The following is a 25,387-nucleotide window of genomic DNA, read 5'->3' as shown; positions in this document are numbered from 1 at the left end:
GTTTTTAGAAAATTTATGAAAAAAACAAACGGATGTTCGCAAAAAATCCTTGCATCCAAGAACGTTTGTTCGTATAATGAGGACATGAGTACAGAGATTACAAACAATTACATAGAAGAATATACAACACAGGAGAAGCTGCAGATTCTTGCGGATGCTGCCAAATACGATGTGGCGTGTACGTCGAGCGGATCGGATCGCCGGGGGAAGAAAGGAGAACTCGGGAACGCGGCAGCTTGCGGCATCTGTCACAGCTTTGCTTCGGATGGCAGGTGTATCTCCCTGCTTAAGATCTTGATGACGAATCACTGCGTCTATGATTGCAAATACTGCATCAACCGTGCAAGCAATGATGTGAAGCGGGCGACCTTCACGCCACAGGAGATCTGCGAGCTGACGGTCGAATTCTACAAGCGGAATTATATTGAAGGCTTGTTCTTAAGCTCCGGCGTTCTGAAGAATCCGACATACACGATGGAGAAGATGTGCGAGACATTGCTTCTGCTTCGGACGAAATATCATTTTAACGGCTACATCCATGTGAAGACGATTCCCGGCGCATCGGATGAACTGCTTGCGGCAGCAGGATATCTGGCAGACCGTATCAGCGTGAATATGGAACTGCCGACGGAGGAAGGACTGCGGACACTGGCACCGAATAAGACGATGCAGACGATCTTAGATCCGATGGGAAAGGTGCGGAACACGATCGCGTCGCATCGGATGGCAATCGGGAAATCCGCACACATGGAGCGAAGCAAAGGCAATCAGTTCCTGAAGCAGAGTATCTTCGGGACAGAGTCGAAGAAGCAGTTCGCGGATGGATTGATGAAGGAGAAGAAAGCCGGGAAAATCGTTGCGGATGGAGCAGTAGTTCAGGAGTCTAGGAGTTCTTATGGAAACAAGGCTGAAGAGGAAAATTATGGCGCAGGTTCAGGTGGTTCGGTAACTGGAGAGACAGATGTGCAGAATACGATTGCGAATCTGGCTGCGAAGATGAACGGAACGGTTCTGGACAGTGCTCTCACATGGGATAACGCATATCAGCTAGCACCGCTCGATATGTCGAAATTAAAGCGGCGGTTTGCACCGGCGGGACAGAGCACGCAGATGATTATCGGGGCAACCGGCGAGAGCGATTATACGTTGCTGCAGACGACACAGCAGTTGTATCAGGGCTTCGACTTGAAACGGGTCTTTTATTCGGCATATATTCCACTGAATGAGGATAAAGTGTTGCCGCAGATCGGAACACCGCCACCGCTTCTGCGGGAACACCGGTTGTATCAGGCGGACTGGCTGCTCCGGTTCTATGGATTCCAGGCGGGAGAATTGTTATCGGAAGAGAAGCCGAATTTCAATGAACTGGTTGATCCGAAGTGCGACTGGGCACTGCGGCATCTGGATCAATTTCCGGTGGAAGTGCAGACTGCAAGCTATGCGATGTTACTCCGTGTGCCGGGCATCGGACCGAAATCGGCAGGGCGGATCGCATATGCAAGACGTTATGGCAGGCTGGATTTCGCTTCCCTGAAGAAGATGGGTGTCGTGCTGAAACGGGCACAATATTTCATTACCTGCGGCGGCAGGCAGATGTATCACACACCGATCGAGGAAGGGTATATCACAAGGCAGTTGACCGGTGTCGATCAGAAGGATATATGGAAGGCGGAGCACGCGAATGAATCGTTCACGCAGATGTCTCTGGCGGATTTCGGAATTGGGTAGATTGTAGTTATGAAGATATATACATGTAAAGACCGGTTGGAGGATATTATGACCTGCATCTACGATGCATGGGTGGAAGCCTTGCGGATCGGTCACGAACAGATACAAGTGAAGAAAGAGCCAGTATTTCAACAGACGATGTTCGATGAGTACATTCATGTGGATGGCGATGCCAAAAAGGCAGAGAAGGTGATTCGTTCCATCCGTAGAGATATCTCGGATGAGGCGTATCTGGATGTCTATTATGCGACGCTTTCCGCAGAGGAAGATGCATTGCAGGCAATCTATAATTTCCTGCGGGTTGGATTCGCCGCTGGCTGCCGTGTGCTTGATTATTATACGAACCCGCATGTGATGCGGATATTGGAACTGCGGCGGAAGGTGGGGAATGAGAGCCACCATTTCCGGGAATTCGCGCGGTTTCAGTCGTTAAACGGGAAAGTCTATGTGAGCCATCTGGAACCGAAAAGCGATGTGATCATGCTGGTTGGCAGACATTTTGCAGATCGTATGCCGTCAGAGCATTGGATGATCATTGATGATACAAGGAAGACCGCATGCGTGCATCCGAAGGATGGGACGAATTATCTGCGTTATCTGACCGATGCGGAATTTGAGACGCTTCGGAAGACGGAGGAGTACGAGGATGAATATACCGATATGTGGAAGACATTTTTCCACGCGGTTGGAATCAAAGAGCGCGAGAATTATATCTGCCAGCGGAATCTCTTCCCGATCTGGAAACGGAAACATGTGGTGGAATTCAAGGATTAGATATGGTAGTATCTTAGTAGAAAATACAGGAGGAACAGATACGATGGCATACTTCTATTTTACAAGACATGGACAGACAATTTGGAATGTGGAGAATAAAATCTGTGGCGCGACGGATATTGCACTCACAGAACTTGGACATACACAGGCAAAGGAATTGGGCGAACGGATCAAGGCAGAAGGAATCCATATTGATAAGATTCTGTATTCACCGCTGATGCGTGCGGCAGATACCGCAAAGCATATTGCGGAAGTGACAGGCGTTCCGGCAGAGGAAGAAATGCGCTTAAAAGAGCAGAATTTTGGACGGTATGAGTCCACCCCGCGAAATGGTGCGGAATTTTCTGTTGCCAAGGCGCAGTTTGTCAACAGCTATGATGGTGGAGAGTCCATGCTGAAGCTTTCCCAGAGAATCTATAATCTGCTGGATGATATTAAGAAAGAAGCGGAAAGCGAAGGAACGGTGTACCTATTGGTGGCGCATAACGGAATCTCCCGTATTATTGAATCATATTTCCACGATATGACGAATGAGGAATTTGCAGCATTTGGGATAAAGAATTGTGAGTTGAGAAAGTATGAATTTTAAGGGAATTAGTCGGGTATTTTCGACAGAAAATGAAACATAATGAGACATATGGGGAGAAGATTTTACACAGATTGGAGAAGATTTCGAGAAATTCCATACAGTACATACCGTTCAGATTGGAAATGCAACAGTCAAATTAATGAGTCAGAGACAGATCGTTGACTATGCGGTTAAATGGATAGAAGAAAACAGAGGAAGATTATAGTGCATGTTGTTGAATGGAGAAGAACATGAAGCGAATCGGATATGCAATAGCAACTGTGATTTTGCTATTGATTGAAGTGTTGATTGCGATATATGTGCATGATGCATTTGTAAGACCATATATTGGTGACGTGCTGGTTGTGGTTGTGATATATACGTTTATAAGAATATTTGTACCGGAGCGATGCAAACTGTTACCGCTGTATGTATTTATTTTTGCGGCACTGGTCGAGGCTTTGCAGATGTTCCATATTGTGGAAGCATTAGGCTGGCAGAAAAATCGTTTCTTAAGTATTCTGGTCGGTTCCGTATTTGATTGGAAAGATATCCTGTGTTATGCCGTTGGGTGTATATTGCTTGGCGTGTATGAGGTGTTGAAGCGAAAGAATGTAAAAGGGAGAACAAATGGCGTTTGATTTTAAGAAGGAATACAAGGAATTTTATATGCCGAAGAACAAGCCGGAGATAGTGAATGTTCCAAAGGCAAACTATATTGCAGTAAGAGGAAAAGGCAATCCGAATGAAAAGGATGGTGCGTATCAGCAGGCGATTGGCGTTTTATATGCAGTTGCATATACACTTAAGATGAGTTACAAGACGGATTACAAAATAGATGGATTCTTCGAATATGTTGTGCCACCGCTCGAAGGCTTTTGGTGGCAGGATGATGTTGATGGGATTGATTACTCGAATAAGGATGCATTTAATTGGATTTCCGTGATAAGACTTCCAGATTTTATTACGAAGAAGGATTTTGACTGGGCGGTAGAAACCGCTACAAAAAAGAAGAAACTGGATTGCTCGTCGGCAGAGTTTATCACGATAGAAGAAGGCTTATGCGTTCAGATTATGCATTTTGGAGCATTTGATGATGAACCGGCGACTGTTGAAATCATGGATACATATTTGCAGGAAAATGGATATAAAAATGATCTGTCAAGAGATAGATTGCATCATGAAATTTATCTTTCAGATGCAAGAAAAGTTGCTCCTGAAAAATGGAAAACGGTTATCCGGCATCCGATAGCATTGTTAGATACCAAGTGATTAACTGGCAATTTCTGGTGTATCAAACGAACAATATTTGTTGGATATGTAAATGAGAATCTTGCAAAGGCAGAAAAGGGCGAGAAGGATTATGAGACTGCAATCAGAGATGCGGTGAACCGTTGCATTGCAGAGGATATCTTAAAGGATTTTTTGCTGGAACGCGGAGAGGATGTGCAGAAAATTATGATGTTTGATCTGACATACGAAAAGCAGATGGAGAATGCGAAGCAGGAATGGTTTAACGATGGTGTGGAAGAAGGACGTGCGGAAGGGTATTCATCTGGAATTGCAGAAGGTCGCGCAGAAGGGTATCGTCGTCTTGTGAATTCAATTATCAAAAAACTTCAGAAGAATAAGTCGCTTGAACAGATTGCAGATGAGCTTAAAGAATCTGTTGAAACTATCCAGCCGATCTATGATATTGTGAAGAAGCATGCTCCGGAATACGATGCGGACACAATTACTACGGAAGTGCTGGAAGCACGGGAAAATGAAAAAGTATAATTGTTAGTAAATAAAGGTAGGATAGATGATAGAAAGTCAACTGTCCTGCTTTACATATATAATAGGCATTTTGTTGTTTGAAACTCAATTAGGGGCATAAAAGTGAGACATTTTATAGATTTTATAAAAAGTAAAAAACAAATGAAACCGGAGTTATTCAGCATTTCATGTGAATATGATGGTTATGATTTAGTCTTTGAGGAAGGGACTATAGATGCAAAACTTTACGAAGCATTCAATGAGATAATTACGGACAGGCGATATGATATAAATACTCTGCCGGAGTATCATGTGCTGCTTGACCGTAAAGATGAGGAACATTTCAATACTTTCTATGACTGTTGGATAAGAGAATTGGAGAAAAATGGTTTTGCTTTTTTATTGGACAATACCATCGGAATAGATAGCTTTGTAAAAGGAATTAATAGAATTTTGTTGAGTATTGGTTCAGGAAAACAATTGAACGCGGAGAGGGTAAATTCTGAATATCGACGTGAAGTTATGAATTATTCTTTGTCTGGAAAAGAGATTACATCTGAAATAAACTACGATATACTGGAAGCAAATATCGTTGCCAAAGAACTTCGGGAAATTGGATATGAATTGATTTGCCTGTTTAATGGCTTCGATAATAACATAAAGACAATTATCAGGATAGATAGAATAACTGAGCTGAAAGAGATTGAGGCGAAGATAAAGCATGGGGTGGATTAGCTGCCAAGGGTTACGAGAAATTATAAGTAAAATCAGGGGGAGGATACCATGAAAATAGAGTATAGAAGACTGACAGAGAAAGAACTGAATACGTTTATTGATATGCGGATAAAGCAACTGAGAGAAGAAGGTGCTAAGGAGGATATTGATTTGGTACCTGCATTAAAGCAGTATTATATACGCCATATGGGAGATGGAACATTCGTGTCTTGGCTTGCTTTTGACGGGGATAGGATTATTGGAACGAGTGGGATATCTTTTGTAGAGAAACCGCCATATTTTGGCTGCCCAAGTGGAAAGATAGGGTTACTATCCAGCATGTTTACTGATCCGGACTACAGAAGAAAAAGTATCGCAAAAGAGCTGTTAACACGCGTTGTTCATGATGCAAAAGAATATGGCTGTGGAACAGTGCAGATCACAGCGTCAGATATGGGCGTTAAGTTATATTCGAACTTTGGATTTGTTCCGAATAAAAATTTTATGCAATATAAACTTTCGTGATTCTAACCATTGTCAGTGAAAGTACAGAAAAATATATGAGTGTTAGGTGAGACCACTCATAAGGAAAGGATTATCATGGATAAAACGATAAATGATTTTATTAATCTTTGGGTTGGAAAACGGCTTGAAGGGCTTAACTGCATATGTGAAATGCTGGATTTCTGTTTCAGCGATAATCTCGTATTGCATGGATTGGGATTGACTAGAATTTTTCTTAATGATGACTTGATAATAACAACGATGGATTACAATTCTTGGGATCAAGAAGAGAGCAAACATAATGATGAATGGTTCAATACAGATAAGTTTCGGAATCAGATAATTGGTGGAAAAGTGACAAGCATATCCATTAGTAAATCCAATGATTTGTTCGTTGAAATGGATAACGGCGTGAGAATAGAATGCTATATTTCCAATGCTTATCCGCATTATGAAGAGGAATGTGAACAATGGCTTTTATTTGAACATACAGAGGATCATTCAGGAAGAATATTGACTGCATATAATAAAAGGCTGGAGAGTAACATTGGAAATAGCAGAGGGGACAAAGATGTGGTGGTATGAAGATGTATCAAGAGCTGATTTTGAAGCGGTTAAAGATACGATAGAACAAATTATGCTTCAATTAGGTGCTTCAAAATACGAAATCCGTTTACCTTATGAGGTTAAAACAACAAGCTGTTCAGATGATTTTGAAGAAATGCATCGTTCTGAACGATCAGTATTTACATATAAAGGATTATTTTTCAGAGTGGATGAAGTCCTTTTTAGTAAAAAGCCCTTTATTGTAATAGAATGTGGGGATTTGGATGAGCTAATGAACAATATTATGGATGATGCAGAGCCTTTTCCATATGATTTATCCTATGAAGAATTGTGTGACGAGGTGAAGTATTCTTTGGGAATCGAACCATATCCGCAAGAGTAAAAGTTTATAATTTCTAAGAGGTGAAGTGTGACTTGCAGTTTGGTACACGGTTGATCAGATAGGAAAAACACAATAAATATAAAAATGCTTGACGACATAGTTCAATTCATTTAATTTAAGATACAGGAGTATTCAAGTAAGGATTATGAGTCTGCAATCTATGATATTGTGATGAAGCATGCTCCGGAATACGATGTGGATGCGATTACTATGGAAGTGCCGGAAGCACGGGAAAACGAAAAAGTGTAAATAGTTATGAGGTAAATAAAGGCAGGATAGATGATTGAAAGTCAACTGTCCTGCTTTCCGTATATAACAGGTTATTGATGGATTATGAGGATAAATAATGGGAATATTTGATAAATTAAAAAGGAAAAGCAGTAGTTTAACAATTGAAAAAATTATAGCAACAGATTATAGTCAAAAGTATTTTGATGAGTGTAAATATATATGGAAAAATTATGTTCCTAAAAGTGGACAGGCAGATAATTTACAGGGAGAGTTGTTAAGAGAAATAGAAGAACTTCGTTGTGAAGCGCAAGACGATGGTAATATAAATTGGGATGAAGATCATTCTTATTTCTGCAATTTTATTAGTAAGAAATTATTAGAACAGTCAATATTTTCGAACATAGAAAAAGAAGAAATAACGTTAATAATGTCTTATATAAAAGAGTGTGGTATGTATGCTCAAAAATTTAACAGCGGTATAATTCCAGAAAATGAGGTTGATATTGATAAAATTGCTTATACAGATAATAATTTGTATGACATTATTTGTGATAAAATAGGGCAATTACAGAAAGAACATAATCTTCCAATACCATACGAAAAAAATGATACTATTAAAAGATAACTTTCTGTTTGTATATTATTAGGGGTGAATTACAGATGAAACCATATCATTTGATTTTGGATTTTACACATGTATATGATGATGAAATATGTGCAGACAGAGAGCAATTTTCGTGGATTGACTGTTCAGATATTGAAGGAAGCAACCTGTATTGTTCTCCACAGGCAGAGCGGGAGATTTGCAGGAGAATAGAGCCGTATGGAGTGCATGGAATCCATTTTGTGGATTCTGGCAATTATCATTATGTTACGAAGATATTTACGGACCAGATTCACAGCCCGTTTTCTTTGATTGTTTTCGATCATCATACAGATATGCAGCAACCGTTAATGGAAGGAATGATGAGCTGTGGCGATTGGGCGGGAATGGTTCTTGATCAGAATCCGGCATTGCAACAATTTATTTTGATCGGGCCGGCGGAAGACGATATAAAACAAATTCGTACAAAGCATCTGGATAAACTCATAACTTTTTCCGCAGAGGAAATCCGTAAAGGAGAAGGTGTGGAACGGTTAAAACGGATTCACGGCGGTGTACCGTTGTACATTTCAATCGACAAGGATGTGCTTTCTGAACAATACAGTGAAACAAATTGGAATCAAGGCGAACTGACGCTGGGGATGCTTGAACATATGCTTCAATATTTTCTGGAGCGGGCACCCGTATATGGTATAGATATCTGCGGGGAATGCTCTACAGCGATAGCCCTGCCGGAATATTTTCAGGCAGAGGGTGTAAATGGTAAGACAAACGTAGAGCTGTTTCGATTTTTGCGTAGTTATTGTTGTAGTTGAGCTGGATACAAATGTGCGAAATACAAGAGCAAGAAATTTGTACCAGAGGTTAGGGTATGAAGAGATAGGAACCGATAAATGAAGCAAACCACACAGAAAACTGTATATTACCACCTTCCGGGGTTATTTGAATTCTATGAGTTATACGAATTATTTCTGCCGTTATTTCGTAAGCATCGGGAATACTTTTATGATTGGTGTGAGATTGGTTCCATCTATGGGGCACCGGCAGATTGTATCTGGGGCGGTGGACGGATCGGAGACGGCGAACACAGTGCACAGGAAGTGCTGCATCTGATGCAGGAATATGGTATTTCCACGAGATTGACATTCAGTAATTCGTTGCTGCAGGAAGAACACTTATCTGACAAGAAATGCAACACACTTTGCACGTTATTTGAAAAAGGTGGAACAGTGCAAAATGGAGTGATTGTGCATTCGGATTTATTACTGGCGTATCTGAAGAGGCAGTATCCGGGCTTGTATCTTGTCTCATCGACCACAAAGGTTCTGACGGAGTTTGAACAGTTCCGGGATGAACTAAAGCGGGACGACTTTCGTTATGTAGTGCCTGATTTCCGGTTGAATAAACGGTTTGAAGATCTGCATACGTTGACGGATGAAGAAAAGGCGAAGGTTGAGTTTTTGTGCAATGAATGTTGCTGGTTTGGGTGCAAAGAACGGAAAGTATGTTATGAGGATGTGAGCCGGAAAGCACTTGGCATAAAAGCACCGGATCATCGATGCATGGCACCAGAGTCGGAACAGGGATACCGGTTCTCAAAGGCAATGTCGAATCCGGGATTTATTGGAGTTGATGCGATAAAAGACGTCTATCTGCCGATGGGATTTTCCAATTTCAAGATTGAAGGACGCGGATTAGGAAGTGCGTTGGTGTTGGAATTTGTGCTTTATTATATGACGAAGCCGGAGTATCAGATTCATGTGAGGGAAGCGATTTATCTGGATAATATGTTGGATCTGTTCTGAGGAGAAATGCGGAATATAAGTTTCTGCATTATAAGGAGAAGCAAATATGAAATTAAGAAATATACTTATTGTCGTGAAAGACATAGAGCGTGCAAGAAAATATTATCACGACTTATTTGGACTGGATATGCTATTATTATGTTACTCTAATAGAAGTTAGCAGGAAATGAAGGGAGATAAAGAAGGATGACATCAAATAATTATTCGATAATTTTCAGCAGCGTAACCGGTAATACAAAGAAACTGGCAGATACAATCCATGAAACGCTGCCTCAGGATATGTGTGATTATTTTGGCGGGAATGAATTACAGGTACCGGAATCTGATTTGCTGTATATCGGTTTTTGGACGGACAAAGGAAACGCAGACAATAAGACATTAGAATTGTTATCGAAACTAAAAAATAAGAAGATTTTTTTGTTTGGAACAGCCGGCTTCGGTGGAAGCAACACATATTTTAACAAAATTCTTGAGCAGGTCAGACAATCTATTGATTCCAGCAATGAGGTTATCGGAGCGTATATGTGTCAGGGAAAGATGCCGCAGTCTGTGCGCGACCGTTATATTAAAATGAAAGAGAATCCGGAACATCCGGCGAATCTTGATATGCTGATTGAGAATTTTGATCGCGCTTTATCCCACCCGGATGCGGATGATCTGGAAAGATTAAAAAAGACATTATGAACAGACCGGGAAAGTTCAGGAGGAAACAATAATGTCAAAAGATGAATATTTAATTACAGATGCGCCTCTGAAAGCGTTGACCGTATTTGCGATGCCTATGATTCTCGGCAGCTTCTTCCAGCAGGTATATAATATGGCTGATTCCATAATCGTTGGTCAGTTTGTTGGTTCTTCCGCGCTTGCGGCTGTTGGTGCCTGTGCAGCGCTTACCAATGTTTTTATTTGTGTAGCATTGGGTGCCGGTGTGGGTGCCGGTGTGCTTGTAAGCCGTTATTTTGGTGCCCGAAATTATGGAAAAATGAAAACAATAGTGTCAACATCGTTGATCAGTTTTTTAAGCTTGAGCATACTTCTGAGTGTCCTTGGATTTTGCTTTTCTGATTTGATGATGCGGTTATTACACACACCTGCGGATATACTGGATGATGCGGTGCTGTATCTGCGGGTCTATTTTATGGGATTTCCGTTTCTGTTTATGTATAACATTCTATCAACCATGTTTACTTCCATCGGGGAGTCGAAGATTCCATTGGTGCTTCTGATCGTATCGTCGATATTGAATATTCTTATGGATCTCTGGATGGTGGCCGGCCTGGGTCTGGGCGTGTTCGGCGCAGCCCTTGCGACTCTTATTGCACAAGGAATTTCCGCAGTGCTGTCTTTCCTGATTTTTATTCATCGGATGCGGCAGTATCAGAGCCCTTTTCGCTGGTTTGAACGGCAGGAACTGTATTCCATGCTTCGTATTGCCGTTCCTTCGGTTCTCCAGCAGTCCACCGTGTCGATCGGTATGATGATTGTACAGGCAGTTGTAAATCCGTTCGGTACACAGGCACTTGCCGGTTATGCTGCGACGATGAGGGTAGAAAATGTTTTTTCACTGATATTTGTATCTATTGGCAATGCGGTGTCCCCATACGTTTCCCAGAATCTTGGTGCGAAGAAACCACAGCGTATCAAGAAGGGCTATCATGCTGCATTGGTGTTAGATGTGAGTTTTGCAATCCTTGCGTTTGCCGTCATTGAAACACTGCATACGCAGATTTCCTCGTTGTTCCTGGGGAAAGACGGAACTGCTTTTGCATATCAGGTATCCGGGGATTATATGAGATGGATTGGATATTTCTTTATCTTCATGGGTATCAAGATGGCGACAGATGGAGTTCTTCGGGGGCTCGGAATCATGCGGCCGTTTCTGGTTGCCAATATGGTAAATCTTGCAATTCGTCTGGCGGTTGCTTTGATTTGTGCACCGAGGTTTGGAATCGCATTTGTCTGGCTTGCCGTACCTGCCGGCTGGCTAGCAAACTTTCTGATCTCTTATGTGGCGCTCAGAAAATCATGGCCGAAAATCCTGCACTGAATAAACACGGTGCGTGTTCGCTCCCATGCATAAGGCGGAAAATGGCGTTTCTGGTTCCGACATTGCTTGGGTATATCGATAAGACAAAAAAACAGATGATTATAAATGAAGCTCGGGATGTCTGGGGTGCTTCGCAGGCAGCCTTGACAGAATGCTACGGATTGCACCCGGAAAGCTTTGAGGCTTCCTGTAAGTTTACTTCGTCCATAGGTGGAAGGACCGTGAAAAATCTGGGAAGAATATCGAACGGTGCCCTTGGAGCACTGCAGAAAGATCCGGGCGATACGGTGGAAGCGGGAACATCCAGCCGCAGAATTGCCTGCCATCCAGGGAATAATAAACGATCGGATGGCAGCACGGAGAATAATTCGCCTGTATTACCTTTGCGTATGTTTGTTCCGATAGGCTTTGGGCGTACAACACATAATTTCTTTAAATTTGCGAATAAAATAACTGACATTTTCAAATCCGCAATCCAGTGCGATATCAAGCACTGGATTGTTTGTCGTTTCAAGCAGAATACATGCCTTTTGAATGCGGTAATTAAGCAGATACTGAATCGGAGAAACACCTGCAATATCCTTGAAAAAACGGCAGAGATACTGGCTGTTGCATGGGATGGTATCCGCCAGGTCCTGCAATGTGACAGGCTGGTTATAATTATGCTCCATATAAGAGATGACAGACTTATAGTTCTGTATTTTCTTTTGGTTTGTCTGTGCGTGTGCATTTTGGACTGATTGCATGAGATTGGCTGTATAAATGGATGATATAATATCGAGAATCAGTAGTTTGCTTGTCATATACCAGCCGTAATCCATTTCTGCGGCAGTATCCATAAGAGCCTTGATTTTAGGTGAAAGGGCGGCATGGATGGATGAACCGCAATGGTAGATATTTGGCAATAGAGCCAGTTGGTTTATCAGTGGTCTGATACATTTTTCCTGCATTTCATCTTCATAGGAAAAATCCAGAATACACGGGTCGAATAAGATCACGTTGTGCTTGGTATCGGAGGAATTCCCCTTGATCTGATGCAGGTCACCGGGATTCAGGATACAGATATCTCCTTGTGATAAGGTAAAGCTCTGCAGATTGATTTCAAATTCAAAGCTCCCCTTCTCAATATAGAGAATTTCCATATAGTGGTGCCAGTGGCGCGCAACAAAGAAATATTCCGGATAGGGTGTACCGGCCCCTGTATCAAAATGTAATCTGGAAATAGGATGTTCTTTTGTTCCGTAATGAATATTTTCTTTTAGAGAAATGTCCTGGTTCATATCGTATAATCGTTCCTTTTTTGAAAGTAGATTCGCACCAGACCTGTGCCTGCATAAGTTCTTATAGTTAAAATATGCTATTTTTTAAGAAAAGTCAATATTGTGTCATAAAATAACGAAGATAATGCAAGAATATTAGCTTGCTTGACAATATAATGATATTAACAAAACGTAAGACAAAACAATCGGAAGGAGAATGCGAAATGATTAAAAAATATACCTATGGAACCCCGTTTCCAACAGAATCTGTGACAGAACCATTTGCAGCATCGGAAGGAATGCCGGAGTTTGGCGACATTCATTTACAGGAAGGATTTTCTTTCACTTATAAGCTTCGTGATGAGGATGTCGTATATGGACTCGGTGAAGCAAACCGTGGCATCAACAAACGCGGCTACCAGTATATCAGCAACAATTCAGATAATCCCCATCATCATGAAGATGTATATTCGCTGTATGCTGCGCATAATTTTATTATCGTGTCAGGGGAGCAGACGTTTGGACTTTACTTTGATTATCCGTCAACACTCACCTTTGATGTCGGTTACACAAGATCGGACGAGCTTCATATCTTCTGTGAAAGGGCAGATCTTGATCTGTATGTTATTACAGGCGAAAAACCATACGATATTACAAAGCAGTTTCGGAAGATGATTGGCAGAAGCTATATTGCACCGAAATTCGCGTTTGGCTTCGGGCAGAGCCGCTGGGGATATAAAACGCCGGAGGATTTTGTCGCGGTGGCAGAAAAATACAGGGAAAATCATATTCCGATAGATATGGTTTATATGGATATTGACTATATGGATAACTATAAAGATTTTACGGTAAATGAGGAGTTCCGTGATTTCCCGCAGTACGTAGAGAACCTGAAGAAGGATCATATCCGGCTTGTTCCGATTATTGATGCAGGCGTAAAAATCGAAGAGGGATATGATGTGTACGAGGAAGGCGTCGAGAAGAATTATTTCTGTAAGAGACAGGACGGAAGTGATTTTGTAGCCGCTGTCTGGCCCGGATATACACATTTTCCGGATGTATTAAATCCGGATGCCAGAAAATGGTTTGGAGAGAAATATAAGCGCCTGACGGATGCCGGCATAGAGGGATTTTGGAACGATATGAACGAACCTGCGATATTTTTCACACCGGAGGGTGTAAAAGATGTAAAGGAAGCGATGAAAGCGTTCATTGACAAAGAGGAAACCGTGCAGGATGTATGGGCAATCAGGGCGCAAGTGACCGGCCTTGCGAACAACGCGGAAGACTATGCATCTATGTATCACAATGTAGATGGCAAGATGGTGCGGCATGATCAGGTGCACAATCTGTTTGGATATAACATGACGCGTGCAGCGGGGGAAGGACTTCGTGAGATTTCGCCGGATAAGCGTTGCCTGTTGTTCTCACGTTCATCCTATATTGGCATGCATCGCTATGGCGGGATCTGGACCGGTGACAACAAATCCTGGTGGTCACATATTCTGTTGAATCTGAAGATGCTGCCATCCTTGAATATGTGCGGGTTCTTATATACCGGTGCCGATCTGGGTGGCTTTGGCTGTAACACGACACGGGATCTGCTGCTCCGCTGGCTGGCACTCGGTGTATTTACGCCGCTTATGCGGGATCATTCCTGCGAGAACACGAGAGAACAGGAGTGTTATCAGTTTGAACACATTGAGGATTTCCGGCATATAATCGGTGTGCGGTATCGGTTGATTCCATACATTTACAGCGAATATATGAAGGCTGCACTGACCGATGACATGATGTTTAAGCCGCTTGCATTTGAGTACCCGGAAGATCGGATGGCTGTAAATGTGGAAGATCAGTTGATGCTCGGAAATGAAATCATGATCGCACCTGTGTATACGCAGAATGCAATCGGCAGATATGTGTACCTGCCGGAAGCGATGATGCTTGTCCGTTTCTGCCCGGACGGAAAAATCGAACAGACGGAAATGCCGAAGGGACATCATTTTGTCGAGGTTCCGTTGAACGAGGTTATCTTATTTATCCGTCAGGGCAAGTGCATTCCGCTTGTGGATGCTGCAGAGTGCGTGGATGAGATTGATATGGACAGCCTGCAGCTGATTGGATATGCGAATAGCACCTATCAGTTATATGACGATGACGGTTATACGAGGGCATATGATCTGGAAAAGTCAACCGTCTGGTTGAAGAAGGAAGAAAATAAATAAATTTATAATACCACAGCTACTTGACAATACAAAGTAGCTGTGGTATTTTCTTATCATACTACTTGGCGATACAAAGTAGTGTGATAGAAGAAATACGAAAACTGCCCCATAATGGAGGAGCTATCATGATAGATACACAATTAATGAAAGGAATTCTGGAAGGATGCGTGCTATCGGTGATTGCGGAACATGAGACATACGGCTATGAGATTCTGCAACGGCTGACGGAATCTGGATTCACTGAGCTTGGCGAAGGAACGATGTATCCGGTGCTTACGCGGCTGGAGAAGAACGGCTGCATCCAATGCCGCAAAGAGAAATCCCCGCTTGGACCGATCCGGAAATATTATTCGGTGACCGATGCGGGGGCGAAGCATTTGAAGGAATTCTGCGAGAGTTATAAGAGCATTACGGAAAGTGCAAAGAAAATTTTGAAGATGGAGGAGTGAGACGGATGAAGGCGGAGAACCTGACACTTGCTGAGTATGTTGCAAAGGGCGGCACGGCTGAGTAAATAAAATTTAGAAATACAGATTGACTGGATCATTGGACGAAAAGAGGAACGAACATGGCGGAGAATGAACCGAAGAAGATTGTAGTACGGGGTGCAAACGTACATAATTTGAAAAATATCAATGTGGATGTGCCATTACATCAGATCGTTGGGATTGCAGGTGTGTCCGGTTCGGGCAAATCATCACTTGCGCTTGGCGTGTTGTATGCTGAGGGTTCCAGACGATATCTGGAATCGTTGTCGACTTATACAAGGCGGCGGATGACCGGGGCGGCAAAGGCAAAGGTGGATGAAGTGTTATATGTACCGGCAGCACTGGCACTGCATCAGCGGCCGGGCATTCCGGGGATTCGCAGTACATTTGGAACCGGGACGGAGCTTTTGAACAGCCTGCGGTTGATGTATTCCCGGCTGGCATCCCATCGCTGCCCGAACGGACATTATGTGCCGCCCACATTAAAGGTGGCAGCAGAACAGGAGATTTTGTGTCCGGAGTGCGGGGCGAAGGTGCAGGCACCAAGTGCGGAGGAACTGGCATTTAATTCGCAGGGGGCGTGTCCGAACTGTGGCGGAACTGGCAGTGTCCGAACGGTGGATATTGATTCGCTTGTGCCGGATGATTCCATCAGCATTGACGATGGCGCCGTTGCACCTTGGAACAGTCTCATGTGGTCTTTGATGACAGATGTCTGCCGGGAGATGGGCGTGCGTACAGACGTTCCATTTCGTGAGCTGACGGAGCGGGAGAAAGACATTGTCTATCATGGACCGGCGGAGAAAAAGCATATTTTGTATAAGGCGAAAAAATCGAATCAGGCGGGTGAACTTGATTTTACATATTACAATGCCATTTATACAGTGGAAAATGCCTTGGCGAAGGTGAAGGATGAAAAGGGCATGAAGCGTGTTGAGAAATTCCTTAAGGAAGAGGTATGTCCGGCATGTGGTGGCAGCCGGCTTTCTGAAGCGGCGCGGGCACCACGGCTGCGCGGAATTGGATTGGATGAAGCCTGTAAGATGACGCTTGGGGAATTGGTCGACTGGGTAGCTGGTGTGCCGGATTCTTTGCCGGAGGAGATGCGGCCGATGGCAGAGGCAATCTGTGAGTCGTTCCAGACCGTAGCCAGACGGTTGATGGATTTGGGACTTTCTTATCTTTCACTTGATCGTGTAGCATCTACACTTTCGACGGGGGAACGGCAGCGGATGCAGCTTGCACGCGCCGTGCGGAATCGTACAACCGGTGTATTATATGTATTGGACGAGCCGTCGATCGGACTGCATCCATCGAATATTCAAGGCTTGAATGCTGTTATGCATGACCTTGTTGCAGACGGAAATTCGGTGCTTCTGGTCGACCACGATACACAGATCTTATCGGAATCGGATTGGATTATTGAGATGGGACCAGAGGCAGGTGCCGGTGGTGGTTATGTGATCGCACAGGGTGATATTCCGCAGATTATCGCAAATCCGGATTCGATGATAGGACCATTTCTGGCGCGGAAAGCGGATATGCGTGTGCGTGAGCAGGCGCGCGCGGAGGAAAAGTTTGACTTTGGAACACTGCATCTGTCGACGGATGCGATTCACACGGTCAAACCATTGGAAGTGGATATCCCGAAGGGGCGTCTGACCGTAGTAACCGGAGTGTCTGGCTCTGGAAAAACAACGATGGTTTTAGAAAGCCTGATTCCAGGCTTGGAAGCATCCCTGCAGGGAGCCACGCTACCAGCACATGTAAAGCAGATTTCGGCAGAGGGAATCGCACATGTGAAGCTGATCGACGCATCGCCAATCGGAATCAATGTGCGGTCGACAGTCGCAACGTATGCGAATGTACACGATGAACTGCGGAAGATATATGCAAAGACACCAGATGCGAAGGAAGCGGGATATAAGGCAGGCGATTTCTCCTATAATACCGGAAAGCTGCGATGTCCGGTGTGTGATGGAACAGGACAGATTAGCCTCGATGTGCAATTCCTGCCAGACGTGGATGTACCATGTCCGGAATGCAACGGATCACGGTATGGGAAGGAAGCATGGCAGATCGGCTATGAGACGAAACAGGGAGCGAAGTATTCCCTGCCACAGTTGATGGATATGGATGTGAATACTGCGTTGGAAGCAGCGGCGGAGTGGAAGGTCGTGCGCCAGCGCCTGCAGGTATTGAAGAATCTGGGACTCGGTTACCTGACGCTGGGTGAGGAGACGCCGAGCCTGTCTGGTGGAGAGGCACAGCGGTTGAAGCTTGCCAGCGAGATGGGAAAAGGACAGGCGGATTCGGTCTTTGTATTCGATGAGCCAACGATTGGGCTGCATCCGCTGGATGTGCAGACATTGCTTGGCGTATTTCAGGCGCTTGTCGATCAGGGTGCAACCGTGCTTGTGATCGAGCATGATTTAGATGTGATCCGGAACGCCGACTATGTGATAGACATGGGACCGGGCGGTGGTGCCGCCGGTGGCCGTGTCGTTGCGGTTGGAACACCGAAGCAGATCGCAGCAAATAAAGACAGTATTACGGGAAAATATATTTAAAGTCATAAATTCTCCTTGACTCTGCACTTGGTGCATGCTGTATAAATCGCATATAGACCAACACTGTGGGAGGGAAGAACAAATGAAATTCATGTTATTGTTGGGATTGATCGGACATATTTTCTGTGGAGCATCGGACTGGCTGCTCACCTATGCACCGAATGGCAAGGTGAACCTGACGGACTTGAAGGATTATGAGAAGTCGAGTGTTTCGTTTCGGGGGATGCCGAGATGGGCATGTATCTTCAATCTGCTTCCGTTAGCTGTCGTCACATTGCCGACGAAGCTTCCTGTGAAGGCAAATGTAATCGGTGCAGGGATGTTCCTCGGACTCTTGTTTTTGATGTAAGATCTTGTTAAAATGGTGTTCAGAATGTGCTAGAAAAACAGGATGGAACATACGATGTTACTGGATAAAGATATACGGGAACCATTATTTGAGTTCCTCGAAGAGCGGTACGGTAAGGTGCGGATCTTGGAGGAGAAAACCGTCGGGAATTCGCGGGCGGATGTCGTGATGGTGATTCCCGAAAAGATTGTTGGAATCGAGATAAAAAGTGATGCGGATACATACACGCGGTTAGAGCGGCAGGTCGCAGACTACGATCTGTATTTCGATGCGAATATCGTGGTTGTCGGGAGCTCACATGCAAGTCATGTTGCGGAGCATGTGCCGGAGCACTGGGGGATCGTGTCGGTAGAACAGGAAGAAGACCATGTGGATTTCTATATTGTGCGGGAGATGAGCGACAATCCGTATGCACAGCTTCTTCGGACGATTCGTGTGCTGTGGCGCCCAGAGCTTGCACATATTCAGGAAAAATACGGACTGCCGATGTACAAGCAGAAAAGCAAGGATTTTGTCCGTACAATCATTGTAGACCGGTTACCAGTCGAGGTGGTTCATAAGGAAATCAGTGATGCGCTATTTGAGCGGGATTACACCGCGATGCTTGCGGAGATTCAGGAATTCCGTAAGGCACAGGCGGCAAAACGCGGCAAGACTGTGCGCAAAAAAAGAAAAAAGTATCGAAGAAAAAAGCGGGATGCCTAGTAAGGCAGTTCCCGCTTTCCTTGCATAAAGTCGATTACAAGCTGCTTGTCCGTCTCGTTTTCAATGACGGCAGGCTGGTAGTTGTTGGATTCCCCGGTGTAGACATAACATGGAATCAAGGTGATGTCTGTATTCGCTACGGTGAAACCACCAGTCGCTGCATCCTGTGTGATCGTCAAAGTCTGGTTATAGATCAACGTTCTGTTCTCCGGGTAATTATTTCCACCGAAGATAAAATTCCCCAGTGAATATACGATGTTCACACCGTTGTAAGTCTCCATCGGCTGTAAGACATGTGGGTGGGAACCGATGACGAGGTCGGCACCGTGGTCGACTAAGTTATGGCAGGACGCCTGTTTCCAGTCCTCGTAGGCGTGTACCTTCTCTTCACCGCCGTGGAAATATACAACCTGATAATCACTGTTTGCATTTGCCTCTTCCAGATCCACTAACATTGCCTGTTCAGCTCCGGCGGAGTACATGCTTCCGAATACAAATGCAATCTTGAAACCATTGATTTCCTTGTAGACGATCTTTCCGTCCTTGCCCCAGTCAACACCTGCCACATCTAAGGCAGCACGCGTATCCATGTTGCCATCGGTGCCGAAATCATAAGTGTGGTTGTTGTCAATCGAGACAATATCGACGCCATTTTCCGGCAGGAGCTTGGCAGTTGCAGCGTGGGAGCGGAACCAGAATGCACGGAAGGTATATTCCGGCTTCTCCATGCTGACAGTCGTTCCGGATTGTTGTGCAAGTGCAACTGCAGAGTTATATTCCGCAACCGCATTATTGTATTGTTCGAGTGCGGCGGCTTCGCCCTTATCCGTTTTCGCCAGATTGTCATTGTCGGAGAAAACATTTTCACAATTCGCAATTGTGATATCATCATTTAAGAAATAATCCCGTACATTTTCGAAGAAATACGTGCTCGGCTGGCTGTTCGCCATGGCGTCGATGCTGCTGGTAGCGGTGTCGTTACCCGCGAGCATGATATCGCCGACGAAATTCATGCTGATGGTAAAGGATTGGGAAGCTGGTTTTTCATCTGCCCCGGCGTTGGTTACCGTTGCAACGCTGCCACTAACTGGCTGATAGGAATCCAGCCCGGAAAGGTCGATCGGCTGTGAGATTTCTGCCTCGGAGGTATCATCTGTATGGGACGAATCCTTCCGCAGATTGATCGCGACGAGACTGACCGTGCCGATGATCGTCAGAATAATAAAAAATATGATAATCTTTCGCATAGTAAATCCTCATATCTTCTGTGAATGCGTTTGTTTCAAATCATAACAAACGCAAAAAGGAAACAAATAACAATATATAGAATACCACATTTTTCCGGTAAAGCAAATATAAATAAATTCAAGATAGCGGCTAGTCAACTGGGATAAATGGTGGTAAACTATGCCTAGTTTAAATATGATAAAAAGGAGACATGGGATGAATTATCCATTGACTTTGGAACAATATATTGCACAGATGCCGATGCAGGAAGCAGAGCTTGCACGTATGGGTGCGCAGATTGCGGAAGCGCTTTCCGTGATCCACCAGCAGGGACGTGTGCATGGGGATGTAAAGCCGGGGAATATCTTGGTTGTGTCACCCGGAAATTATCAGTTGATCGGGTATGAGAACGTGCGGCAATATCCGGAGGGGACAATCCCGACATTTGTTGCACCGGAGCTGACACAGGGTGGCGCTTACCATGCAGGGACGGATGTGTATGCACTCGGCATGCTGATGAAATCGCTGATTCCGAAACAGGGCATCAGTGGTGTGTTTGACGAGATTATCCAGAAAGCGTGTGAACCAGATCCGGCGAGACGTTATGCGACGGCATTGGAATTTGCAGAGGAATTACAGATGCTTGCGGATATTTTGCAGGAGCCAACGGTAGGAACCGGGCAGCAGATGTATGTACAGGAAACAGAGCAACCATCGATGCAGCCAATGTACGCGCAGAAACAGGAGCAATCATCGAAACAGCCAACTTGCGGGCAGCCATTGGTACAGCAGCCGAGGAGACAGTCACCGGCGCAGCAACCAACAGATCTGGTCAATCACCGAAGAAATGTACAGCAGGCGGATGCATATAATACACAGGAAGAGATGCATCTGCAACCGAAAAAAGAAAAAGTGACAAGGGAGACGCAGAAGGCGTCCTTGATGTTGCGGTTTTTACTGCCAATTCTGATTGTGCTGATCATAGGTGCGGCTGTTGCAATCTATGTTGTATTGATCCATCCAGTCAATCAGGAGGAAGAAACGACAACCGCGGCGCCAACAACCACGGAGGTAACGACCGAAGCAACGACGACAGAGGAGACGACTGAAGCAACCACAGAGGAAGCGGAATGTCCATATGAATATTCCCAGAAGATTACGGTAACCGCACATGCGGGAAGCACATCTGGAACGCTGACCGTTTATAACTGGGAACATGGCGACTGGGTTAACAAATATTCTGTTGCATGTGTGCTTGGCAGAAATGGAATCGGTTCTGACTACGGAGAAGGAAAAGGTGTCACACCGATGGGAACGTTTAAGCTTGGCTTTGTGATGGCAAATGTTGATCCGAAAAATAACATGAATTTTAAACTGGCAAGTGACTCAGCCGCAATCGTAGATGATGCAGAATCCGAACTGTATAACACACTTGTCGATACGAATACGGTAGGCGATGTGAGTGTTGATCATGTCGGAAGCAATATCGTAAACGGAAAATTAAATGCAATTATCTTTATCGAACATAATGGAGATGGCTTGTCTTCGGATGGCGTGACACCGGGAAAAGGCTCAGTCATTACGATCTGTGGAAATTATAGCAATGTCAGTGAGACAGCAGGCTGTATTGATATTTCAGCAGAAAATATGACAGAATTGTTGAAACTGTTGGATGGAAACATGAATCCACATATTGAGATTACATTGAATTAGGGGGTATCTATGAAGAATTTGCGGATGTTGTTCTGTATGTTGATGGGGCTTTTGATCGGTTCAGTTCTGGGAATTGTAATCGCAAATCTCACACACAATCAGCAGAAAAAGAAACACGCACAGATGGCAGCCACGGAGGTGACTGCGACTGCAGATGCAACGGCAGGGGATGTGGCAACGCCGATGGAGGAGCAGATGCATACAGCCCAAGATGCGACTGGGACAGATGCGGCGGTTCCTGATGAGGCACAGCCGGAAGCTTTGACAGAGATTTTGAATCGGAGTCTGGTCAGCTATGCACAACTGGCGGAGGTTTCCTGCAGACAACTGGTTGTCGTAGATGCAGATCACGATAAAGCGACGATATCCATGTATATCTGTGATACGGACGGAAAATGGACGGATACCGGACTGACAACCGAGGGCTATGTCGGGGCAAATGGTGTGAGCCGGGAGTCTTATGAGGGAAGCCGGATGACACCTGCCGGGGTATTTCCAATCGGCGAAGCATTTTATATAGAAGAGAAACCGAAAACGGGTCTTTCAACATTTCAAATTACAGAAAATACATATTGGGTTGACGATGAGGACAGTGAATTATATAATCAACGCATAGAACTTGATGGAGAAAAGACCTGGCAGAGTGCAGAACGTATGATTGAATACACGGATGCTTACAAATATGGATTTGTCGTGGAGTACAATCAGAATCCGGTGGAGCCGGGGCGTGGTTCGGCGATTTTCTTCCATGTGGGGCAGCAGCCGACACTGGGATGCATTGCAACAACGGAGGATATGGTGCTTGCATATCTGGCAGAATTATCGAAAGATATGCACCCGTATATCGTAATTCAATAGAAAATTTAACATCAGGTTAAATGGATGATAAAAATAAAAAACGGAGGATAGAGTTATGGCAATGAATATTGTATGTTTAGATTTAGAGGGCGTATTGGTACCAGAGATCTGGATCGCATTTGCGGAGGCAAGTGGAATTCCGGAACTGAAAAAGACAACAAGAGATGAACCAGATTATGATAAGCTGATGACATGGAGACTTGGCATCCTGAAGGAGCATGGACTTGGTTTGAAAGAGATTCAGGAGACAATCGCGAAGATTGATCCGATTCCGGGTGCAAAGGAATTCTTAGATGAGTTGCGCAGTTTGACACAGGTAATCATTATCAGTGATACCTTTGCACAGTTTGCAACACCACTGATGAAGAAGCTTGGTTGGCCGACGATTTTCTGTAACTCTCTGGAGGTTGCAGAAAGTGGAGAAATCACAGGCTTCAAGATGCGTTGTGAGCAGTCAAAGCTGACAACGGTTAAGGCATTACAGTCGATCGGATTTGAGACCATCGCCAGTGGAGATAGTTATAACGACCTTGGTATGATCAAGGCTAGCAAGGCAGGCTTCCTGTTTAAGAGTACAGAACAGATCAAGAAGGATAATCCGGAGCTTGCAGCATATGAGACTTACGATGAGCTGCTTGCTGCAATCAAAGAGCATCTGGATTAATCGGATAAAAATCGTTCTCTTATAACGAGGAATGAATAGAAATCGCTGTGAGCAACGCCTGTATTTGCTTATGGCGATTTCTTTATGTGCAAAAACTGCCATGCACAGATGTATGTACAAGATTTGAGAGATATAATTAGGAGGAATCTGGAAGATGTCAGAAGAGAAAAAAGAAATGAAAAAATCATCCAGCCCGGCGAAAGATCTGACCGTAGGATCGCCGATGAAACTGATTCTCGGATTTGCATTTCCGATGTTTCTGGGACTGTTGTTCCAGCAGTTTTACAGTCTGGTTGATACGATGATCGTAGGAAAATATCTGGGCGTGGATCCATTTGCAGGCGTTGGCTCGACAGGCAGTCTGAATTTTATTGTCATTGGATTTTGTATGGGACTTTGCAGTGGATTCTCGGTTCCGATCTCACAGAGCTTTGGTGCCAAGGATTTTCCGCTGCTGCGGAAGATGGTGACAAATTCTGTGTGGCTGTGTACATTTTTCAGCGTTGTAATTACAACTCTGATGCTTTTGTTCTGCCGCCCGGTTTTAACATGGATGAACACCCCGGAGAATATATTTGAATACGCATATATTTACATATTTATAATCTTTGCGGGAATTCCGTGTACGATTCTGTACAATATGACGGCAGCTATCCTGCGTGCGCTGGGAGACAGCAAATCGCCGATTATCTTCCTTGCGATTTCGTCTGCCATCAATATCGGTCTGGATCTGCTGCTCATCATAGTGTTCAGGATGGGCGTCGATGGTGCGGCGCTTGCAACCGTTGTTTCCCAGGGCGTATCAGGTGTGATCAGCATTATATATATTAAGAAAAAATTCGATATTCTTGCGATGGAGAAGGGAGACTGGAAGCTGGAGAGACATCTGGCAGGAAAATTGACGGGTGTTGGAATTCCGATGGGACTGCAGTATTCCATCACGGGAATCGGTTCGGTAATTCTGCAGACAGCGGTAAATGGACTAGGTTCCATCTATGTTGCATCTATGACAGCCGGCTCGAAGATCAATATATTTCTTGCGTGTCCGTTTGATGCGCTTGGTCAGACGATGGCACCGTATGCCGGACAGAACATCGGAGCAAGGAAGCTGGATCGTGTAGGGAAAGGTCTGCGTGCCGCATGTATCATTGGATTTATCGTGTCTGGACTGATGGTAATCGTAGTGAAGTTGTTCGGAGACCAGCTTACAATGCTGTTCTTAGATGAGAAGGATCCGGTTATCATGCAGAATTCAACACAGTTTTTGATCATTGTATCGGCATTTTACTGTCTGCTTACCTTGGTCAATACGGTTCGCTTTACAATTCAAGGTATGGGATTTTCATCACTCGCCATTATCGCAGGTGTGATGGAAATGATCGCGCGCGGTATCGCGGGTATGCTGCTCGTGCCGGCGTTTGGCTATCTCGGAGCCTGCTATTCCAGCCCGCTCGCATGGCTGCTTGCGGATGCATTCCTGATTCCGGCGTTCTTCCTGTGTAAACGCAAGGTCGCGCGGCAGCTGGAAGTCGGGAAAGCATAGTCAGGACTTGAATCTGGAAATTAAAATAAGAAAGCACGGTTTGATGTGAATCAAATCGTGCTTTTTATGTAATATATCGTTATCTGAACAATATTTTCATGCGG

27 protein-coding genes and 1 pseudogene are annotated in these 25,387 nt (G+C 44.4%); 26 read left to right on the top strand and 2 right to left on the bottom strand.

What is annotated here, in order from left to right; all coding sequences use genetic code 11:
* Nucleotides 1–84: 84 nt before the first annotated feature.
* The 17 genes and pseudogenes from H9Q76_RS12005 to H9Q76_RS11925 all read left to right on the top strand — a co-directional run bounded on the left by H9Q76_RS12005 (nucleotide 85) and on the right by H9Q76_RS11925 (nucleotide 11,682).
* Nucleotides 85–1,728, top strand: coding sequence for a putative DNA modification/repair radical SAM protein (locus tag H9Q76_RS12005; RefSeq protein WP_249321185.1), 1,644 nt, complete (start codon nucleotides 85–87; stop codon nucleotides 1,726–1,728).
* 9 nt (nucleotides 1,729–1,737) lie between these two features.
* A complete protein-coding gene (locus H9Q76_RS12000; RefSeq protein ID WP_249321183.1) occupies nucleotides 1,738–2,502 on the top strand; it encodes a TIGR03915 family putative DNA repair protein in 765 nt (254 codons plus the stop codon).
* A 43-nt stretch (nucleotides 2,503–2,545) separates the two neighbouring features.
* Nucleotides 2,546–3,091 carry a histidine phosphatase family protein gene (locus tag H9Q76_RS11995; protein WP_021986011.1) on the top strand — a complete coding sequence of 182 codons (546 nt, stop codon included), beginning with the start codon at nucleotides 2,546–2,548 and terminating at the stop codon, nucleotides 3,089–3,091.
* 46 nt (nucleotides 3,092–3,137) lie between these two features.
* Nucleotides 3,138–3,296, top strand: coding sequence for an AAC(3) family N-acetyltransferase (locus H9Q76_RS14015; RefSeq protein WP_118374061.1), 159 nt, complete (start codon nucleotides 3,138–3,140; stop codon nucleotides 3,294–3,296).
* Between the two features lie 25 nt (nucleotides 3,297–3,321).
* Nucleotides 3,322–3,711: a ribosomal maturation YjgA family protein gene (locus tag H9Q76_RS11985; protein ID WP_330594653.1), complete on the top strand. Its 390-nt coding sequence runs from the start codon at nucleotides 3,322–3,324 to the stop codon at nucleotides 3,709–3,711.
* Nucleotides 3,701–4,342 (top strand): GyrI-like domain-containing protein, encoded by a 642-nt coding sequence (locus tag H9Q76_RS11980; protein ID WP_249321182.1) that lies wholly within the window; start codon nucleotides 3,701–3,703, stop codon nucleotides 4,340–4,342. Before H9Q76_RS11985 ends, H9Q76_RS11980 begins: the two co-directional genes overlap by 11 nt.
* 114 nt (nucleotides 4,343–4,456) lie before the next feature.
* Entirely contained in the window at nucleotides 4,457–4,849 is a 393-nt protein-coding gene (locus tag H9Q76_RS11975) for a FliH/SctL family protein (protein WP_249321181.1), read from the top strand.
* A 102-nt stretch (nucleotides 4,850–4,951) separates the two neighbouring features.
* Nucleotides 4,952–5,563, top strand: a complete 612-nt coding sequence (locus tag H9Q76_RS11970; RefSeq protein WP_118734513.1) for a hypothetical protein — start codon at nucleotides 4,952–4,954, stop codon at nucleotides 5,561–5,563.
* Between the two features lie 48 nt (nucleotides 5,564–5,611).
* Nucleotides 5,612–6,067, top strand: a complete 456-nt coding sequence (locus H9Q76_RS11965; RefSeq protein WP_227573532.1) for a GNAT family N-acetyltransferase — start codon at nucleotides 5,612–5,614, stop codon at nucleotides 6,065–6,067.
* 75 nt (nucleotides 6,068–6,142) lie between these two features.
* Nucleotides 6,143–6,631, top strand: a complete 489-nt coding sequence (locus H9Q76_RS11960; protein ID WP_118546266.1) for a hypothetical protein — start codon at nucleotides 6,143–6,145, stop codon at nucleotides 6,629–6,631.
* On the top strand, nucleotides 6,618–6,995 hold the full coding sequence (locus H9Q76_RS11955; RefSeq protein WP_227573533.1) for a hypothetical protein: 378 nt from the start codon (nucleotides 6,618–6,620) through the stop codon (nucleotides 6,993–6,995). Before H9Q76_RS11960 ends, H9Q76_RS11955 begins: the two co-directional genes overlap by 14 nt.
* A gap of 346 nt (nucleotides 6,996–7,341) precedes the next feature.
* Nucleotides 7,342–7,851 (top strand): hypothetical protein, encoded by a 510-nt coding sequence (locus H9Q76_RS11950; RefSeq protein WP_227573534.1) that lies wholly within the window; start codon nucleotides 7,342–7,344, stop codon nucleotides 7,849–7,851.
* 35 nt (nucleotides 7,852–7,886) lie between these two features.
* Nucleotides 7,887–8,645, top strand: coding sequence for an arginase family protein (locus H9Q76_RS11945; protein ID WP_249321179.1), 759 nt, complete (start codon nucleotides 7,887–7,889; stop codon nucleotides 8,643–8,645).
* A 78-nt stretch (nucleotides 8,646–8,723) separates the two neighbouring features.
* Complete coding sequence (locus tag H9Q76_RS11940; RefSeq protein WP_249321177.1) at nucleotides 8,724–9,635, top strand: hypothetical protein; 912 nt, start codon at nucleotides 8,724–8,726, stop codon at nucleotides 9,633–9,635.
* Nucleotides 9,636–9,681: 46 nt separating this feature from the next.
* Nucleotides 9,682–9,771: pseudogene (locus H9Q76_RS13920) on the top strand (VOC family protein); the annotation flags it as partial.
* Nucleotides 9,772–9,821: 50 nt separating this feature from the next.
* On the top strand, nucleotides 9,822–10,319 hold the full coding sequence (gene bilS / locus H9Q76_RS11930) for a flavodoxin family protein BilS (protein ID WP_249321175.1): 498 nt from the start codon (nucleotides 9,822–9,824) through the stop codon (nucleotides 10,317–10,319).
* Between the two features lie 31 nt (nucleotides 10,320–10,350).
* A complete protein-coding gene (locus H9Q76_RS11925) occupies nucleotides 10,351–11,682 on the top strand; it encodes an MATE family efflux transporter (RefSeq protein ID WP_249321173.1) in 1,332 nt (443 codons plus the stop codon).
* Between the two features lie 377 nt (nucleotides 11,683–12,059).
* Here H9Q76_RS11925 and H9Q76_RS11920 read toward each other — a convergent pair whose 3' ends face one another.
* Nucleotides 12,060–12,962: an AraC family transcriptional regulator gene (locus tag H9Q76_RS11920; RefSeq protein WP_249321171.1), complete on the bottom strand. Its 903-nt coding sequence runs from the start codon at nucleotides 12,960–12,962 to the stop codon at nucleotides 12,060–12,062.
* A gap of 203 nt (nucleotides 12,963–13,165) precedes the next feature.
* Between H9Q76_RS11920 and H9Q76_RS11915 the strand changes: the two genes are divergently transcribed.
* From H9Q76_RS11915 to H9Q76_RS11895, 5 genes are all read left to right on the top strand, one after another.
* Nucleotides 13,166–15,166 (top strand): glycoside hydrolase family 31 protein, encoded by a 2,001-nt coding sequence (locus H9Q76_RS11915; RefSeq protein WP_249321170.1) that lies wholly within the window; start codon nucleotides 13,166–13,168, stop codon nucleotides 15,164–15,166.
* A 125-nt stretch (nucleotides 15,167–15,291) separates the two neighbouring features.
* Nucleotides 15,292–15,615 (top strand): PadR family transcriptional regulator, encoded by a 324-nt coding sequence (locus tag H9Q76_RS11910; protein WP_249321168.1) that lies wholly within the window; start codon nucleotides 15,292–15,294, stop codon nucleotides 15,613–15,615.
* A gap of 119 nt (nucleotides 15,616–15,734) precedes the next feature.
* On the top strand, nucleotides 15,735–18,224 hold the full coding sequence (locus H9Q76_RS11905; RefSeq protein ID WP_118734504.1) for an excinuclease ABC subunit UvrA: 2,490 nt from the start codon (nucleotides 15,735–15,737) through the stop codon (nucleotides 18,222–18,224).
* 82 nt (nucleotides 18,225–18,306) lie between these two features.
* On the top strand, nucleotides 18,307–18,573 hold the full coding sequence (locus tag H9Q76_RS11900; RefSeq protein ID WP_249321166.1) for a hypothetical protein: 267 nt from the start codon (nucleotides 18,307–18,309) through the stop codon (nucleotides 18,571–18,573).
* A gap of 54 nt (nucleotides 18,574–18,627) precedes the next feature.
* Entirely contained in the window at nucleotides 18,628–19,278 is a 651-nt protein-coding gene (locus tag H9Q76_RS11895; RefSeq protein WP_249321164.1) for a sce7726 family protein, read from the top strand.
* Here H9Q76_RS11895 and H9Q76_RS11890 read toward each other — a convergent pair.
* Nucleotides 19,275–20,525: a CapA family protein gene (locus H9Q76_RS11890; RefSeq protein WP_021986255.1), complete on the bottom strand. Its 1,251-nt coding sequence runs from the start codon at nucleotides 20,523–20,525 to the stop codon at nucleotides 19,275–19,277. The two genes, H9Q76_RS11895 and H9Q76_RS11890, sit on opposite strands and share 4 nt — an antisense overlap.
* A gap of 196 nt (nucleotides 20,526–20,721) precedes the next feature.
* Between H9Q76_RS11890 and H9Q76_RS11885 the strand changes: the two genes are divergently transcribed.
* From H9Q76_RS11885 to H9Q76_RS11870, 4 genes are all read left to right on the top strand, one after another.
* Nucleotides 20,722–22,218, top strand: coding sequence for a protein kinase domain-containing protein (locus H9Q76_RS11885; RefSeq protein WP_188332057.1), 1,497 nt, complete (start codon nucleotides 20,722–20,724; stop codon nucleotides 22,216–22,218).
* A 9-nt stretch (nucleotides 22,219–22,227) separates the two neighbouring features.
* Nucleotides 22,228–23,076 (top strand): L,D-transpeptidase family protein, encoded by an 849-nt coding sequence (locus H9Q76_RS11880; RefSeq protein ID WP_021986253.1) that lies wholly within the window; start codon nucleotides 22,228–22,230, stop codon nucleotides 23,074–23,076.
* A gap of 61 nt (nucleotides 23,077–23,137) precedes the next feature.
* Complete coding sequence (thrH, locus tag H9Q76_RS11875; RefSeq protein ID WP_117780141.1) at nucleotides 23,138–23,740, top strand: bifunctional phosphoserine phosphatase/homoserine phosphotransferase ThrH; 603 nt, start codon at nucleotides 23,138–23,140, stop codon at nucleotides 23,738–23,740.
* 154 nt (nucleotides 23,741–23,894) lie between these two features.
* Nucleotides 23,895–25,283 carry an MATE family efflux transporter gene (locus H9Q76_RS11870; protein ID WP_227573545.1) on the top strand — a complete coding sequence of 463 codons (1,389 nt, stop codon included), beginning with the start codon at nucleotides 23,895–23,897 and terminating at the stop codon, nucleotides 25,281–25,283.
* Nucleotides 25,284–25,387 lie beyond the last annotated feature (104 nt).

This window comes from Wujia chipingensis, from assembly GCF_014337155.1.
Taxonomy (GTDB): domain Bacteria; phylum Bacillota; class Clostridia; order Lachnospirales; family Lachnospiraceae; genus Coprococcus_C; species Coprococcus_C hominis.
The sequence above is the reverse complement of the archived record's forward strand: the minus strand, read 5'-3'. Positions and strand labels throughout refer to the sequence as shown.